Source organism: Nocardia sp. NPDC051911, assembly GCF_040681035.1.
In the GTDB taxonomy this organism is placed as follows: Bacteria; Actinomycetota; Actinomycetes; order Mycobacteriales; family Mycobacteriaceae; genus Nocardia; species Nocardia sichangensis.
This window is the reverse complement of sequence record NZ_JBFAXY010000002.1, coordinates 160,198-174,958: the sequence shown is the minus strand read 5'-3', so window position 1 is coordinate 174,958 and position 14,761 is coordinate 160,198. Positions and strand designations below refer to the sequence as shown.

Here is a 14,761-nt window from a genome sequence, read left to right as displayed (position 1 = left end):
AGGGCTCGGGCGCGACCGCCCAGCCCGCGGGCAGCACGGCGGCTACGCACCGCGATGTGGTCGAGTTCGTCGAGGTCAGCGCCGCCGAGGTCGGCGAAATCGACGCCGCCGCCGCGTTCACCGAATCGAGCATCCCGCCCGCCGTGCGTGCGACGCCGAGCGTGGACGATGCCGCCGAAGCACCGACCGGCCACGAGCCCGCCTCTGCCGGGACGGTCGCGGATGAGCCGAGCGTGGCGACGGACGACGCAGCCACCGGTCCGGCTCTCGGAACGGACGAAGCGGCGGACGCCGGTGAAAGCGGTTCGGATGTCACGCCGGCCGATACGGAAAACGCCGATGCCGCCACGCGTCCCGCGGTGGCGACCGATCGCGAGGCCGGTGCGGCGGAGTCCGAGTCGGGCACGACGGGATCACGTGCACCCGGGGTAACGAGCGGTGATGCGTCGCCGGGTTCTGACGATCGATATGCCGTCGACGCGCGCGCGACCGAACCGGACGCTGTCGAGTCGAGCGAAGCAGCCGGATCGAGTGACGCGACGACGGAGGCCGTCGAGTCGACCCCGGTGCAATCCGTCGCAGCCGATCCGAATGTGGCCGAGGCTTCCGACGCCGTGTCGCAGGCGCACGAGCCCGCATCGTCGTCCCAGACGGATACGCCTGGCGCACCGGAACCCACCGCTACGCCGGTCGCCGATGACGCCGACGCGCGATCCGAGTCGGGTATCGCTGATGCTCCGGGTTCCGAGGCACGGCCGGAGTTCTGGTCATCGCCGCGGAACTGAGCGACGCCGCCGACCCGTTCGGCACTTCGGCGCTGCGAGCGGCGGTGCTCGCCGCATGGCGTGATTCGCCGACGCGGTTGCGTGAGGACGCCGCTACCGAGAACGACCTGGTGCGCGCGGGCTATCGGGACCGCTTGCTGACCGAGTTGGCGCAGAATGCCGCCGACGCCGCGCGCAAGGCGGGCGTGGACGGCGCCGTCGTGGTCTGGCTGGACGGTCGTGACCTGCACGTCGGGAATACCGGTGCGCCGCTCGACGTCTCCGGTGTGCACGCGCTCACCGCCTTGCGCGCGTCGGGGAAGTCCGACGGCGGGACCGTCGGTCGATTCGGTGTCGGTTTCACCGCGGTGCTCGCGGTGAGCGACGACATCGAGTTGCGGTCGGCCTCCGGGTCGCTGTGGTTCTCGCGTGCCGAGACCCGGAACGCTCTGCACCGCAACGAGATCCGTTTACCTGCGGTCGATGCGGGCGAATTCGCCGCACCGGTGTTGCGGTTGGCCTGGCCGATCGAGGCGCGACCGGCGGACGGTCTCGACACCGAGGTGGTGCTGCGGCTGCGCGCGGACGTGGACGCCGACGCACTGCTGGCCGCGATGCGCGCCGAAGCCGTCGATCTGCTGCTGGAACTGCCCGCCCTGCACCGCATCCGGATCGGCACGGACGAATTCGTCAGCAGTGCCGAGGACATGGGCGACGGTATGCACGAGGTCTATGTCGACGGCCCCGGCAGCGAACAGCGCACCTGGTGGCAGTACCGCGCGCCGCGCGCCCGCTGGTTGCTGCCGGTGCGTGACGGCAGGCCGGTGGCCGCCACCCCCGATGTGCTGCGCGCGCCGACCAGATCGGACGAGGAACTGTCCCTGCCCGCCTTGCTCATCGCCGACATCCCGATGCAGCCGGATCGGCGCAGATTGCTGCCCGGCGCGCGGCTCGGCGAACTGGCCCGCGGCTACGCGGATTTCGCTCGTGCTCTTCCGCCACGCGACCGGCTCGTGCTGGTACCAACGCCCGGGTTCGCTCGCAGCGAGGCCGATGGCCTGCTGCGCGAAGCGCTGCTGCGCGAATTGCAGACGCGTTCTTGGCTGCCGGTAGTCGCCACCCGCCGGCACGCCTACCCGGAAGGCCTAGGCGATCCCGAGCCCTTGACCGCGGACCACCTCGGGTCGGGCACTCCCGCCTTTCCCGGTGCGGACGACGAACTGCGGGGCCGAGAATCGGGTGCCGTCGCCGACGTCGAAGCGGGGAACATCGCCGTCCCCACCCGCGCGTACGTCTTGGCCGGTCTGACCGCGGAATTGGCCGACCTGCTCGATGAAGTGGTCGGTCCCCTGGTGATCCCGGACCTCTCCGGACGGGCGCACACCGAGGCCATGGGCGCGCTGGACGTGCACCGGCTCGGCTTGGCTCGGCTGGCGGAGTTGTCCGGGGGCTTGGAGCGGCCGCCGAGTTGGTGGCGATCGTTCTACGCGGCGCTCGAACCGTTCGTGGTGGATCCGCTCGCGGCGGAGGAGTTGGGCGCGCTGGCGGTGCCGTTGGCCGACGGCAGACTCGTCACGGGGCCGCGCACCGTGGTGCTGGACGATCAGCTCGAGGTCGCGATCCCGCTGCACTGGGCCAGGCTGGCGCATCCGGAGGCCGCGCATCCCCTGCTGGCTCGGCTCGGCGCGCGGTCGGCCACCGCCGAGGATCTCCTGACCGACCCGGGCTTGCGTGCCGATCTGGAGGACCATCCGGGCGACCCGGACACCGCTGATGCCATCCTGCGTCTAGCCGCGCATGCCGACCGGGAGGCCCTGTCTTCCTGGCTGGGGCTGCTCGAATTGCCCGACACCGAAGGTGACTCGCGGCCCGCCGACGAACTGCTGCTGCCCGGCGCGCCGCTGCGCGAGCTGCTGGTGCCCGATGCGCCGTTCGGCACCGTCGACCCAGAACTGGTCGAACGCTACGGCGCGGACGCGCTGCGCGCCGTCGGCGTCGGCTGGGATTTCGGTGTGATCGTCGAAGCCGATCCGACCGGTCCGGACCACGATCTGGACGACGAGGAGCACTGGTGGTCCACGCTTCCGGACGATCCGCCCGAGCTGGTCGCCGTCCGTGACCTGGACCTGATCGATGACGCCGCCTGGCCGGAAGCGTTGCGGCAGTTGGCCGGGTCGCCGCGCACCCGCCGCCTGCTCACCGACGCCGACGGTTACACCGCGTGGTGGTTGCGCCGATACGCGCGGGTCGACGGCACTCCGCTGGGACTTCTGCGCCATCCCGCCGACACCGACTTCGACGGTCTGTTACCGGCGTTCGCCGTCGCCGGCGTCGACCCGGACGCTTGTCGCGCGGTTCTCGCCGACCCCGCGACGATCACCGACGAGTTGGCCGCCGCTTTGTTGGAGGCGCTCGCCGACACGTCGAGAACTCCCTCGCCGGAGGTTGTCTCCCGCACTCATGCCCGCTTGGCCGCCGCTGTCGCCGCCGGCCTGCTCGACCTCGCCGACCTGCGGCCACCCGATCGCGTGCGCGCGCTCACCGGCGCCGTGGTCGATCCGGAAGACGCGTTCGTCCTCGATCGACCGTGGTTCGGCCTGGCGGTGCCGCCGGATAGATTGGTGGTCGGCGACGCCGGAACGGCCTCGTCTCTGGCGGCTCTGCTCGATCTGCGGCTGGTGTCGGAGGCCGTCACCGGCGAGGTGGTGAGCGTCGGCCGTCGCACGACCTGGGCAGCGGAGCCGCTGGGAGTCGTGCTGCGGCAGCTGTTCGCTTTGCCGCCGCAAGCGGGCGAGCTGGTCGTACACCACGACCTGACGGTGCGGTTGAGCGGCGCGATCGAGGCCACGGTCGCGGTGCCCTGGTGGCAGACCGGCTCGGCCGTGCACGTCCGCGCGCCGCGGCCGGGTGGCTGAGCTCGGCTACTGCGCCGCGTACCCCGTGAGCATCTCGCTCAGCAGATCGAGCTGTCCGCGCACGCTCTCGCTGTCGTTGTCAACCAGCCAGCGCAGCACCACACCGTCGATGACGTTGAGCGTGAACCGGCTCAGTGTCTGCACCGGGACCGACCAGGTGTTGCCGGTCGCGTCGCGCGCGTGCTCCAGGATGTCGGCGACCGTGGAGTCGTTGAAGTTGTACTGCTCGCGCGCGATCGCGAGTTTCGCCGGGGTTTGTTCGCCCTCGCGCAACGCGTAAGTGGTCGTTTCGTAAGTGAGCAGCTGTCGTTCCGGAGTGGCTTCAATGTTCAGCCACATCAGTTCCAGACCCGCGCGGATCAATTTTTGAAGGGCTTCTTTTCCACTTCCGACGTCCTGCCAAACCGTTTCGTTCGCGTCGACGGAATCGCGCAATTCCATCGACAACGCTTTGACCAGCTCGGTCATCAGCGCGTCCTTGTTTTCGAAACAGTAATGCACCACACCGAGCGAGACGCCGGCCGCCTGAGCGACATCACGCGTGGTCACGCCCGCAACACCCTTTTTCTCGGCAAGGCCGATCGCGGCCTCGATAAGGTGGGCCCGTCGTTCTTCGACGCTCAATCGGGAGGACACCCAAGGGAGTTAAGCGCCCACGGCTCGTGCAGTCAATTCAAGGGTGGAAAAAATCTGGACTGGACGAGTGACCAGTTGTGTGGTTCGCTGCATCGGGACAGAAGGAGACGGGTATGCCGGTGTCACGCCGAACTGTTCTGACTCGGACGGCGATCGGGTCCGCCACGCTCGCGGCCGCGACGGTGCCCGGGATGAGCGACGCACTCGGCGTTCCGGCGGCCGCCGCACCGGATCCCGGCGGTTACGAGATCGGTGTCGGACTCTCCGACATCACCGGCCCGGCCGCCGAATGCGGGATGATGGGCTACTCCCAGCTCGAGCAGCAGACCGCGGGCATCCACCTGCGCCCGCGGGCGCGGGCGTTCATCATCGGCGGCGCGGGGCGGCGGATCGTCTTCGTGGTCGCCGAGAACGGAATGATCTTCCAGTCCGTCCACCGCGGCGTGCTGACCGAACTGGCCCGGCGTTTCGGCGACCTGTACACCGAGCAGAACGTCCTGCTCACATCGACCCATTCGCACGCGACCTGCGGCGGCTCCAGCAACGACTACGCCTATAACCTGTCCATCCTCGGTTTCCAGCAGCAGGTGTACGACGCCGAGGTGAACGGGATCGTCGAGGCGATCGCAGCCGCGCACGCCGATCTCGGCCCCGGCTCGCTGTCCCTCGGCCGCGCCGAGCTGCACAACGCGAGTGTGAATCGGTCGCGCGTGGCTTGGGAGCTCAATCCGCCTGCGGACAAACAGCATTTCCCGGATGCCATAGACCCCGCGGTGACCACTCTCGTCTTGCGCAAGGGCGGGCGAACGGCGGGGACCATCACCTGGTTCGCCACGCACAACACGTCCATGACCAACACGAACCGATTGATCAGCTCGGACAACAAGGGCTACGCCGCGTTCTCCGCCGAGCACATCGAGCACGGCGTGCGTTACCTGGACGGCAAGCCCGCGTTCGTCGCTGCCTTCGCGCAGACCAACGCCGGTGACATGTCCCCGAACCTGAACCTGCGCCAAGGCTCCGGTCCCACCGAGGACGAGTTCGAGAACACCCGCATCCTCGGCGAGCGGCAGTACGCGGCGTCGAAAGAAGCGGTGGCCCAGGCCCGGTCGATCTCCGGCCCGGTCGACGGGACGCTCTGCTACATCGACCTGGCGGACATCGCGGTAGACGGCCGTTTCACGCCGGACGGCCTGCCGCGACGCACCGCACCGGCCGCGGCGGGAGTCTCGCTGATCGCGGGAAGCGTCGAGGACGGCCCGGGACTGCCCGGCGGCCCGATCCCGGAGGGCGTGCGCAACCCGTTTATCGAGTCGCTCGGCGATCCGGCCCAGCCCGCGCCGGTTTGGCTGGCGGACGCGCAGGCGCCGAAAGCGATCGCGGTGCCGTTGGGCCTGCTGCCTCCGGTGCCATGGGTGCCGAATGTGGTGCCGATTCAGCTCGTTCGCATCGGCGAGCTCTATTTGGCCGCCGCGGGCGGCGAGTTCACCATCACGTCGGGCCTGCGCATTCGCAAGGCTGTCGCCGCGGCGCTGAGCGTCCCGCTGGAGCAGGTGCTCATGCAGGGATACGCGAACGCCTACCACGAATACGTCACCACGCCAGAGGAATACGACTCCCAGCAGTACGAGGGCGCTTCGACGCTGTTCGGCCGCTACACGCTGTGCGCCTATCAGCAGGAGTTCACCCGTCTGGCTACGGCATTCGCCGCCCGTGGACCGGTGCCGCGCGGCCCGGCCCCGCGCGATGTGTCCCAGCTGCAACCGAACTTCCAGCCGGGCGCGGGTCCGGACGCGGCCGCGCCGGGTCGCGACTTCGGTGACGTGCTCGTGCAACCGCACCCGTCCTACGGTCCCGGAGACCAAGTGCTGGCCGAATTCGTCTCGGCCCACCCGAAACACGACAATCGGCGTAACGGGACGTTCCTGGAAGTGCAGCGCAGGAATGCTTCCGGCGAATGGGTGCGGGTGGCCAACGAGGGCGAGTGGGCGGTGAAATACCACTGGAGCAAGCGCGGGCTCGCCGAGTCGGTGGCCCGGTTCACCTGGGACATCCCTCTCGACGCCGAGCCGGGACGCTATCGCTTCCAGCACTACGCCACCCGTCTGGATCCCGGCGGCGCGCTCTACCCGCTCACCGGCACAACCGACGAATTCGAGCTGGTCCGAAGGTAACCAGGTCGGCTACAAGCCCGTCTGCGCGCCCTTGTCCCCGCGCCGCGCGCCGCGGCGCTGAACCAGATAGATGACCAGTCCGATCAGCCCCACCACCAGGCCCATCAGGCAGACCGGACGTGCCGACGCCCACCGGTCGCCGCCCGCCCACACCACCACGGTGGCGATCAGCCACAGCGCGCTGCCGACCGCGAGCACGGGGCGCGGGTCGGTCAGGCGCGGCGGAAGCTGCGGGACGTTCTGTGTCACGGGTCAAGCCTAATCGGCCCGGCTCGGAGGAGTCCGCCGCCCGCGCGAAGACGAGGTGGCCGCACCATGGCGGGAAGCCGCGACCGGCCGCCCTCGGTCCCGTATCGTTTGCCACTGTGACAACGCCATCGGATGTCAGAGCCCTTGCTGGTGAGCTCTCGCTGGCGGTCGTTCGACTGACGCGACACCTGCGCGGCCGTCGTGCCGACTCGCAGATTTCGCTGACTCAACTCTCCGCGCTCGCCACGTTGGCGCGCGAGGGCGCGATGACCCCGGGGGCACTCGCCGCCAAGGAACGCGTCCAGCCTCCGTCGATGACCCGCGTCATCGCCTCGCTCACCGACCTGGATCTGGTAGAGCGCAATCCGCATCCGACCGATGGCCGTCAGATCATCGTCTCGCTGTCCCCGGCGGGGCGCGCGCTCATCGCCGACGAAGCCAGCGCCCGCGAGGCATGGATGACCGAGCAGCTGTCGACGCTCACCGAGGACCAACTCGTCGTGCTCACCCGTGCCGTGGCGATCATGAAGCAGATCGTCGCGGAATCCGAGTAGCGCCACGGCCGCAACGGAGTTCGTCGCATACGCCGCCGAAGGCTCGGATCAACGCTTGGCCCGGATGATTCCGGCGCCCCACCACAGCAGGCCGCCCGCGATGGCCAGGCACAGGACGAAGGCCGGATAGACCAGAACTCCGTAGTCGTCGGCCCATCGGGGCAGGTGTGTGAGCTGGGTGGCCGCGCCGATCAGCAGCAGCACTCCCAAAGTCACCGCGATCGGCGCGAGTGGCGCGGTGTCCGAGTCGGCCCGGCGGGCGGTTCGGTCGGTCATGGTGGAGCCCTCCGTGCGGTCGGCTCGGCGCCCGCTCGGGACGCTGTGGGCACTGGAAATAAATCAGTTACCTTCTAGCTAACCTTCGCACGGAGGTGTGATTTCGTTAACACACTGTGATGCGGATCACAGTGTCGTCGCGAGATGGCGCAGCTCTTCTTCCACGGCGTCGAGCGATGGAAACCCTGGTGGACCTGGTGCTATTGCGCGCCGAACGGCCGATCACTGTCCACGATCTCCCGCCCCAGGGGGAACAGCGAGATCGGTATGAACTTCAGGTTCGCCCAGCCGAACGGAATGCCGATGATCGACAGGAACAGCGGAATGCTGGTGAGCAGATGCCCGAGCGCGAGCCACCACCCCGCGACGATGAACCAGATGATGTTGCCGATCAGCGAGCCCGCGCCCGCGCCGGGCTTCTCCACGGTGGTCCGGCCGAACGGCCACAGCACGTAGGCGGCGATCCGGAACGACGCGATGCCGAAGGGAATCGTGATGATCAGGATGAAGCAGATGATCCCCGCCGCGATGTAGCCGAGCGCCAGCCAGAATCCAGCGAAGACGAGCCACAGGATGTTGAGGATCAGCTGAATCGGCTTCATGAGACCAGCATGCCAGCCCGCGGCCCGCCGCGCGTCGTCAGAAGAACCAACCGAGCATCGCGTCCCGCTCCGCGCGGAAGGCGTCGTCGAAGGTACGCAGCTGCGCGGCGTCTTTCGCCCGCAACCGGTTCGCCGCGGCGAACACTCGCGCGGGATACGCGCCGAGATACATGCTGCCGAGCACGTCGATGCCCAGCTCGATATCGGCCGCGCGATCGGTCGGCTCGCATTCGGCCTCTCCGTTCCGCACGCGCAGTGCGAACGTGCCGCCCGCGTTTCGGAAGGGATCGGTCACCTCTAGCGTCACGTCCAAGTCGCTCGCGTAAGCGCGTGCTGTCAGTGCCGCCGGGACGTCCATCAGTCGCAGCCACAGCCCGTCGTAGCGGGCGGTGGTGCGCACCAGGCGGGGATCGGTCAGCAGATAGGGCAGCGGGTCGTGGTCGGTGAGCACGGCATCCACCCGTCGCACCAGGTCGAGTCCGAGCAAGGCCCGCCACAGGGCCGCGTGTGCCTCGGCCGTGACCGTCCGCATCTCGGCGACTTCCACCGTCCGTGCCCTGCCGTCCGCGTGGTACCGATACAGCGCGTAGCCGTCGGCGTGCAGGAGTCCGAACAGGGTGGTCCCGCCCTCCCGGTAGCGTTGCGGATCATCGAACACGATGTCCCAGGCCGCCGCAGGACGTACCTGCGCGCCGGGCACCAGCCTGCGCCATCGGTCGTAGATCGCCTCCGCCGCCGCGCGCAGCTCGCTCGGCGGGCGCAGCGTCACACCGCCGGGATCGGGTGCCGAGGGGAGGAATTCGGCGAAGCGCCGCTCGATGCCCACCGCGTTCTCCTGTGTCGCGGGACCGTAACCGAATCGGCCGTAGATGCCGCCCTCGCTCGCGGTGAACATGGTCAGAGGCAAGCCGTCGGCCTCGACGCGCCGATGCTGTTCGGTGTACATGGCGCGGAGGATGCCGCGCCGTCGGTGCGTCGGTGCGACGCCGACGCTCGCGATGCCGCACACCCGCACGGTCCGCTCGCCGGGCACGGTCACCGTCATGGTGGTGGACTGCGTGTGCCCGACGACCTCTCCACCCTCGACCGCGACGATCGAGTTCTCCGGCGGGAACAGCAGCGGATTCGGGTCCACCTCGGCCGGGTCGTAGCGGGTGCCGAACGAGGTCTCCACCAGCGTCGTGATCGCGGCCGCGTCGTCCGCGGTGGCCGACCGAATGGTGATTCCCGGCAGGGTCATGCCTCGACCATCCCACGCCCGCGTACCTGCCCGCACCGCATTTTCGCCGTCCGCGACCGCGCGGCGAACACCGATTCGGACCCGGCCGCGGCCGCCCGGCAGGATGGAGCGGTGGCCGAAGTGATCGACATCGATGACCCCGCCGACCCACGGGTCGACGACTTCCGCGATCTCAAGTCGGCCGATCGCAGGCCCGATCTACCCGGGCGCAAAGGGCTGGTGATCGCCGAGGGCGTCGTGGTGGTCCAGCGCATGCTCGATTCGCGTTTCGCGCCGACCGCCCTGCTCGGAGTGGAGCGCAGGCGCGCCGAACTCGCCGACGACCTGGTGACCGTCGACGTGCCGTACTACCGCGCCACGGCCGAGGTGATGGCCGAGGTGGTCGGATTCCACCTCAACCGCGGCGTGCTTGCCGTCGCCCGCCGCCCCACCGGTCTCGGCCTGGACGAGGTGATCGAGAAGGCGCGCACGGTCGCGGTGCTCGAAGGCGTCAACGACCACGAGAATCTCGGCGCCATGTTCCGCAACGCCGCCGGGCTCGGCGCCGACGCGATCCTGTTCGGCGACCGCTGCGCCGACCCGCTGTACCGCCGCGCCGTCCGGGTGTCGATGGGACATGTGCTGCGCGTGCCGTTCGCATCCGTGCCGGATTGGCCGGATGGTCTGGATATACTGCGGCGCAAGGGATTCCAGATCATCGCCCTCACGCCCGACCCGGCGGCGGCGAATCTGGCCGCGGCGATAACGGGGGAGCGGGTGGCGTTGTTGCTCGGAGCCGAGGGACCGGGACTGACCGAGGAGGCCATGCGGGCCACCGACGTCCGCGCGCGCATCCCCATGACGCCGGGCACCGATTCACTGAATGTGGCTACCGCGGCCGCGATGGCGTTCTACGAGCGGGTGAGGACGGCGTGACCGGACCGTACCGGCCGTATCCGTCCTACCAGGACCCGACACCGTGGGGCGCGGGCCTCACCGTGGCGTTCCTGGTGGCGCTGCTGTCGGCGGTCGCGGTCTATGCCTTCGGGGCCGCGCTGGCCGAAGTGCATCCGTTACTCGCGGTGGCGGTGAATCTGGTCGCGGCCGGCGGCGCCGCGCCCACCGCATGGCGTTGGCGTTTCGCACCGGTGACACGGTGGGTGATCGGAGGCGGCGCGGCGGGCGTGCTGCTCGGGTGGGTCATATTGCTGCTGGGCGGACTATTCGGTTGACACGGCCGGTGCCGCGGGGCGACGCGGCTAACCGACGGGGTCGTGTCCGCGCAGCCAGCCGAACAGGCCGCGCTTGCGCGAGGTCGTGTGCGCCCCGCCGTCGGTTGAGCCGCGCAGCCCCGAGGTGGGCAGCTTGCCCTTCGGGTGCAGTGCGAACTTGCAGATAGGTATGTCCCCGGGGCCGAGCGCGCCGGATGCGGCGGCCCCGCGGTAGTGGAAACCCAGCCATTCGTTGTTGGCCGCGTCGGCGAAGTCGGGCGGATCGAACGGCAGCGACTGAGGGTCGGGCAGTTCGCCCGCGCGCCAGCGCACCGGATGCTCGCCGGCCCAGTAGGACCGTTCCCATACCAGCGGAAGTCCCTCGTCCTCCAGGATGTACACCCGGGTCGAGCTGAACGACCTGCGGAACTCGCCGCGCTCCCAGTGCGCGAACGCGCCCCAGCCGTGCTCGACGTCGAACGACACCAGGTAGGTGTGCTCCGAGGCCAGCGGACGTACCAGCAACTCCGGGATCTCGGTCGGGTGGATGCGCGCGGCCTGGGCCGAGCACAGCACCGTCACGCCCGGAAAGCAGCCGATGCAGACCTCGTCGATCGCCGGGCCCGCGCAACCAGCCAGCGTGCCTGCCAGGATCGGCTGCACGTCGCGGTCCTGGTGCAGTTGCTTGGCCAGTGCCAGTGCGGCTTGGGGGTCCGGGTTGTGGTTCGCGCGCAGTACCGCCAGGGGGTCCGGTGCGTCGACGTACCAGAGCGACCAAGCCTTGGACAGCATTCCGGCACCTCCCGATAGTCGCACGAATCGAACTCAGCGAACTTCGAGCAACGCACGAAGGCATAGGCCGCGGCATCGCTGCGGTCACCGTCGGCGCTCGTCGTCGACCACACCGAAATCTACTCGCACCGCACCGGCCTCGGTGCGGCTTCGCACCGCGAACGCCGGTTCGTGACCACTGATTTCGCGCGCTTACGCGTCCCGCGATGGGTACCTGGAACCGCGCTGACGTGACTGATCGGTACGACGAAGACCCGCGGTGGCGGGCGGCGCTCAGTGACCCGAGCTGCGTACCCCGAGCAGTACGTCCTCCCAGGACGGCATCGGAGCCTTGCCGCGCTTGCTGCGCGTCGGCTTCGCCGGAGCCTTGGCCGCGGGCTTCGCGGGCTCTTCGGGCGCGGCGGGCGTCGGCGCGGGGGTGTCCACCGTGGCGGCCGGTGGCGCGGCGGCACCGGCGGTAGGCGTCGCGTTGGCGGCGGCCGCGGGAGGCGCGGGAGGCGTAGCCGCGGCGGGCGCCGTGGCGTTGCCCGGCGGGATCGCGGCGGCGCTGCCACCGGCCGCGACGGCCCGCTGTTCGTAGTACTCGTCCAGCGTCGGCTGGCTCTGTCGGCTCGCGGTGCGCGCGGGCGGTGCGGCCGGGGCGGGACGCGGTTCGGCCACCGGCTCCGGCTGCGGCGGCGCGGGCTCGGGTTCCGGAGGCACGATCGTGGCCAGTCCGCGCAGCGCGCGTCCGAAATCCGGATCGATCAGATCGGAGGCCGGGTCGTCGAGCGGAGAAACCGAACCCCCGTGCGCGTCGGGCTGGTAGCGCCAGTGCGCGGCGATCTCGGATCGTCCGTTCTGCCACTGCAACTGGGCGACCCAGTAACCCTTCTCGTCCTTCCAGGCATCCCATTCGGCGCCCTCGATGTTGTGCCCGCGCGCGGTGAACGCGGCGGTGACCACATCGATGAGGATGTCGACGGCGGGACCGTCGGGACGGACCGGGTGGGCCTTCTGGGCGAGTTCGGCGGCGCGGGCTCGCTCCAACAGCACCGGATAGGCGAATCGCTCGACGCGACTGGCCGGCATTCCGGATTCTTCGGTGACCTGTTCCACTGAGGCCCCTGCTCGAATACGGGCCTGGATATCGCGGGGACGCATAGTTGCTTCCATTTCGATCTCGATCTGGCCGAATCGGGCAAGGTCTCCGCGCGCGGCGGCTCGCAGTTTGTCGTCGGCGGGCAGCCGGAACTTCTGACCGGACTCGGTGTCGATACACACGATGTGCGTGGAGTCGGGCGTCACCCCGATCACTCGAAGTTCACGCACCGTTACCTCCTTATCGCGTCGACTCGCGACACCGCCCACTTTCCGAAACAGTAGTGCACATCTGAGATTCATGGGGCAGGACACGCGGCACGGAAATCTCCTCGGAGACGTCCGTGCCCCGCTAATCTGCTCTGTTCGTTCCGCTATGGCTAATTCTGCGGCGTGTCGATCCCGGGCGTGTTGCGCACTCCGGACCGAAATAGGCGGCGCTCAGCCGAGATTCTGCACGACCCAGTCGATGGCGCGGGTCAGCTGGCTGACGTCGTCCGGATCGATCGCCGGGAACATGCCGATACGCAGCTGGTTGCGGCCCAGCTTGCGGTAGGGCTCGGTGTCCACGATGCCGTTGGCGCGCAGGATCTTCGCGACCGCGGCCGCGTCGACCGAGTCGGCGAAGTCGATGGTGCCGACCACCTGCGAGCGGTGCGCCGGGTCCGTGACGTACGGGGTGGCGTATTCGCTCGACTCCGCCCAGGAGTACAGGCGCGAGGAGGAGTCGAGCGTGCGCTTGACCGCCCAGTCCAGGCCGCCGTTGTTGTTGAGCCACTCGATCTGGTCGGCGAACAGCAGCAGGGTGCCCAACGCGGGGGTGTTGTAGGTCTGATCCTTGGTGCTGTTGTCGATCGCGATCGGCAGCGAAAGGAAATCGGGCGTCCAGCGGCCCGACGCCTTGATCTCCTCGACCCGCGCCAGCGCGGCGGGGCTCATCAGCGCGACCCACAGGCCACCGTCGGAGGCGAAGCACTTCTGCGGTGCGAAGTAGTAGACGTCGGCGTCGGTGATGGTCACCGGGAGGCCGCCCGCGCCGGAGGTGGCGTCGATGGCGATGAGCGCGTGGTCCGAGCCCGCGGGACGTCGCACCGGGATGGAGACGCCGGTGGAGGTCTCGTTGTGCGCCCAGCCGATCAGGTCCGCCGAAGGGTCCGACACCGGCTCCGGCGCGCTGCCCGGCTCCGCCGAGACCACGATCGGGTCACCGATGAACGGGTTGCCCTTGGTGACAGCGGCGAACTTCGAGCTGAACTCACCGTTGGTCAGGTGCAGCGAACGCTCCCGGACCAGGCCGAACGCCGCCGCGTCCCAGAAAGCGGTGGTGCCGCCGTTGCCGAGTACCACCTCGTAGCCGTCCGGCAGGCCGAACAGCTCGCGCAAGCCGGAGCGCACGCGCGCCACCACGTCCTTGACCGGCTTCTGCCGATGCGAGGTTCCGAACACCGAGGCGCCGACGTTCACCAGCGACTGCAGCTGCTCCGGGCGCACCTTGGAGGGGCCGCAGCCGAACCGTCCGTCGGCGGGCTTGAGGTCGTCGGGAATGGTCGGAAACGCAGAGGTCATGGCCAACAGGGTAGTCGGTGGTGTCGCTGTGGCGACGCCCACACTCCGGCTAACGTAAGCGCCCATGAGCATGCCGTCAGCTAACTCGGGGTGGCGCCTGCGCCGGCGGGCGCGGAATCTCCGCCTGCGCGGCGCGACGGTCTCGGACGCGATGCGGCGGGAGTTGTTGATCCGCGGGGAAGCGGGAACCGCGACGATCCTCGGCGTGCGTCCGCGCCGCACCGAACCGGGACACGTGTTCTGGGTCCGCGTGCAGCTGGCCGGCGAGTTCCCCTACGAGAGCCGGGTGCGGCAGCGAGTGCCGGACGCGGACCTGGAATGGATGCGGCCTGGTGACGTGGTGTGCTGCCGGGTGGACCCGCGCGACCGCGATCGCCTGGTCCTGTACGTGCCCGACCTCGAAGAAGCGGGCCGGGCGAGCATCGCGAAGATCCTCGCCGACGGCCGCCGCGCCGACGCCACCGTGCTCGCCGCCGCGCCGGTCGCGGCCGACTACTCCGGTCGTGACGACCCGGTGCTGCGGCTGGACCTCGAACTGCGCGCCTGGGACGAACCCAAGCCGTGGCGGGTACGGCTGGTCCAGCCGGTGCCGCTGCACGCCCTCCGGCTGGTCGACCTGGGCAGGCATCTGGAGGTCGCCTTCTTCGAAGTGGACCGCGGCGACACGGTCGCCGTCGACTGGGTCGCCTCGCTCGAGGAGTAAACCTCTGGCGAATACGGTCG

14 protein-coding genes are annotated in these 14,761 nt (G+C 69.4%); 6 read left to right on the top strand and 8 right to left on the bottom strand.

All coding sequences use genetic code 11. The features are described from left to right. Nucleotides 1–829: 829 nt before the first annotated feature. Nucleotides 830–3,679 (top strand): ATP-binding protein, encoded by a 2,850-nt coding sequence (locus AB0L97_RS03755; RefSeq protein ID WP_364424993.1) that lies wholly within the window; start codon nucleotides 830–832, stop codon nucleotides 3,677–3,679. Nucleotides 3,680–3,685: 6 nt separating this feature from the next. Here AB0L97_RS03755 and AB0L97_RS03750 read toward each other — a convergent pair whose 3' ends face one another. Beyond that, nucleotides 3,686–4,303, bottom strand: coding sequence for a TetR/AcrR family transcriptional regulator (locus AB0L97_RS03750; protein ID WP_228829715.1), 618 nt, complete (start codon nucleotides 4,301–4,303; stop codon nucleotides 3,686–3,688). Nucleotides 4,304–4,506: 203 nt separating this feature from the next. Here AB0L97_RS03750 and AB0L97_RS03745 point away from each other — a divergent pair, with 203 nt between their 5' ends. After that, the gene (locus AB0L97_RS03745; RefSeq protein ID WP_364424991.1) at nucleotides 4,507–6,489 is read left to right on the top strand and encodes a neutral/alkaline ceramidase; all 1,983 of its coding nucleotides are present in this window, start codon (nucleotides 4,507–4,509) and stop codon (nucleotides 6,487–6,489) included. A gap of 9 nt (nucleotides 6,490–6,498) precedes the next feature. Here the strand turns inward: AB0L97_RS03745 and AB0L97_RS03740 are convergent, their stop codons facing one another. Further along, nucleotides 6,499–6,738, bottom strand: coding sequence for a DUF2530 domain-containing protein (locus tag AB0L97_RS03740; RefSeq protein WP_355074957.1), 240 nt, complete (start codon nucleotides 6,736–6,738; stop codon nucleotides 6,499–6,501). A 116-nt stretch (nucleotides 6,739–6,854) separates the two neighbouring features. Here AB0L97_RS03740 and AB0L97_RS03735 point away from each other — a divergent pair, with 116 nt between their 5' ends. Then, nucleotides 6,855–7,292 carry a MarR family transcriptional regulator gene (locus AB0L97_RS03735; RefSeq protein WP_355074955.1) on the top strand — a complete coding sequence of 146 codons (438 nt, stop codon included), beginning with the start codon at nucleotides 6,855–6,857 and terminating at the stop codon, nucleotides 7,290–7,292. Between the two features lie 48 nt (nucleotides 7,293–7,340). On the opposite strand, the gene AB0L97_RS03730 is transcribed toward AB0L97_RS03735, so the two are convergent. From AB0L97_RS03730 to AB0L97_RS03720, 3 genes are all read right to left on the bottom strand, one after another. Continuing rightward, the gene (locus tag AB0L97_RS03730) at nucleotides 7,341–7,568 is read right to left on the bottom strand and encodes a hypothetical protein (protein WP_355074953.1); all 228 of its coding nucleotides are present in this window, start codon (nucleotides 7,566–7,568) and stop codon (nucleotides 7,341–7,343) included. A gap of 200 nt (nucleotides 7,569–7,768) precedes the next feature. Next, nucleotides 7,769–8,170 (bottom strand): YccF domain-containing protein, encoded by a 402-nt coding sequence (locus AB0L97_RS03725; RefSeq protein WP_355074951.1) that lies wholly within the window; start codon nucleotides 8,168–8,170, stop codon nucleotides 7,769–7,771. 37 nt (nucleotides 8,171–8,207) lie between these two features. Then, entirely contained in the window at nucleotides 8,208–9,410 is a 1,203-nt protein-coding gene (locus tag AB0L97_RS03720) for a GNAT family N-acetyltransferase (RefSeq protein ID WP_364424987.1), read from the bottom strand. Between the two features lie 111 nt (nucleotides 9,411–9,521). Between AB0L97_RS03720 and AB0L97_RS03715 the strand changes: the two genes are divergently transcribed. Next, nucleotides 9,522–10,325, top strand: coding sequence for an RNA methyltransferase (locus AB0L97_RS03715; protein WP_364424985.1), 804 nt, complete (start codon nucleotides 9,522–9,524; stop codon nucleotides 10,323–10,325). Then, the gene (locus AB0L97_RS03710) at nucleotides 10,322–10,621 is read left to right on the top strand and encodes a DUF2537 domain-containing protein (protein ID WP_355074945.1); all 300 of its coding nucleotides are present in this window, start codon (nucleotides 10,322–10,324) and stop codon (nucleotides 10,619–10,621) included. The genes AB0L97_RS03715 and AB0L97_RS03710 overlap by 4 nt, the downstream gene beginning before the upstream one ends. 27 nt (nucleotides 10,622–10,648) lie before the next feature. Here the strand turns inward: AB0L97_RS03710 and AB0L97_RS03705 are convergent, their stop codons facing one another. The 3 genes from AB0L97_RS03705 to serC form a co-directional block, all read right to left on the bottom strand. Beyond that, nucleotides 10,649–11,392, bottom strand: coding sequence for a hypothetical protein (locus tag AB0L97_RS03705; RefSeq protein ID WP_356963706.1), 744 nt, complete (start codon nucleotides 11,390–11,392; stop codon nucleotides 10,649–10,651). A 273-nt stretch (nucleotides 11,393–11,665) separates the two neighbouring features. Then, entirely contained in the window at nucleotides 11,666–12,703 is a 1,038-nt protein-coding gene (gene sepH / locus AB0L97_RS03700) for a septation protein SepH (RefSeq protein WP_364424982.1), read from the bottom strand. A 210-nt stretch (nucleotides 12,704–12,913) separates the two neighbouring features. After that, nucleotides 12,914–14,038, bottom strand: coding sequence for a phosphoserine transaminase (gene serC, locus AB0L97_RS03695; RefSeq protein ID WP_355074939.1), 1,125 nt, complete (start codon nucleotides 14,036–14,038; stop codon nucleotides 12,914–12,916). Between the two features lie 64 nt (nucleotides 14,039–14,102). On the opposite strand from serC, the gene AB0L97_RS03690 reads away from it, so the two are divergent. Continuing rightward, nucleotides 14,103–14,741, top strand: coding sequence for a hypothetical protein (locus AB0L97_RS03690; RefSeq protein ID WP_355074937.1), 639 nt, complete (start codon nucleotides 14,103–14,105; stop codon nucleotides 14,739–14,741). Nucleotides 14,742–14,761: the final 20 nt, after the last annotated feature.

Excerpts from the sequence above, each read along its gene's own strand:
- AB0L97_RS03705 (WP_356963706.1), bottom strand. The coding sequence starts at position 11,392 with ATGCTGTCCAAGGCTTGGTCGCTCTGGTACGTCGACGCACCGGACCCC.
- AB0L97_RS03725 (WP_355074951.1), bottom strand. The coding sequence starts at position 8,170 with ATGAAGCCGATTCAGCTGATCCTCAACATCCTGTGGCTCGTCTTCGCT.
- serC (WP_355074939.1), bottom strand. The coding sequence starts at position 14,038 with ATGACCTCTGCGTTTCCGACCATTCCCGACGACCTCAAGCCCGCCGAC.
- AB0L97_RS03720 (WP_364424987.1), bottom strand. The coding sequence starts at position 9,410 with ATGACCCTGCCGGGAATCACCATTCGGTCGGCCACCGCGGACGACGCG.
- AB0L97_RS03745 (WP_364424991.1), top strand. The coding sequence starts at position 4,507 with ATGAGCGACGCACTCGGCGTTCCGGCGGCCGCCGCACCGGATCCCGGC.
- AB0L97_RS03730 (WP_355074953.1), bottom strand. The coding sequence starts at position 7,568 with ATGACCGACCGAACCGCCCGCCGGGCCGACTCGGACACCGCGCCACTC.
- AB0L97_RS03690 (WP_355074937.1), top strand. The coding sequence starts at position 14,103 with ATGAGCATGCCGTCAGCTAACTCGGGGTGGCGCCTGCGCCGGCGGGCG.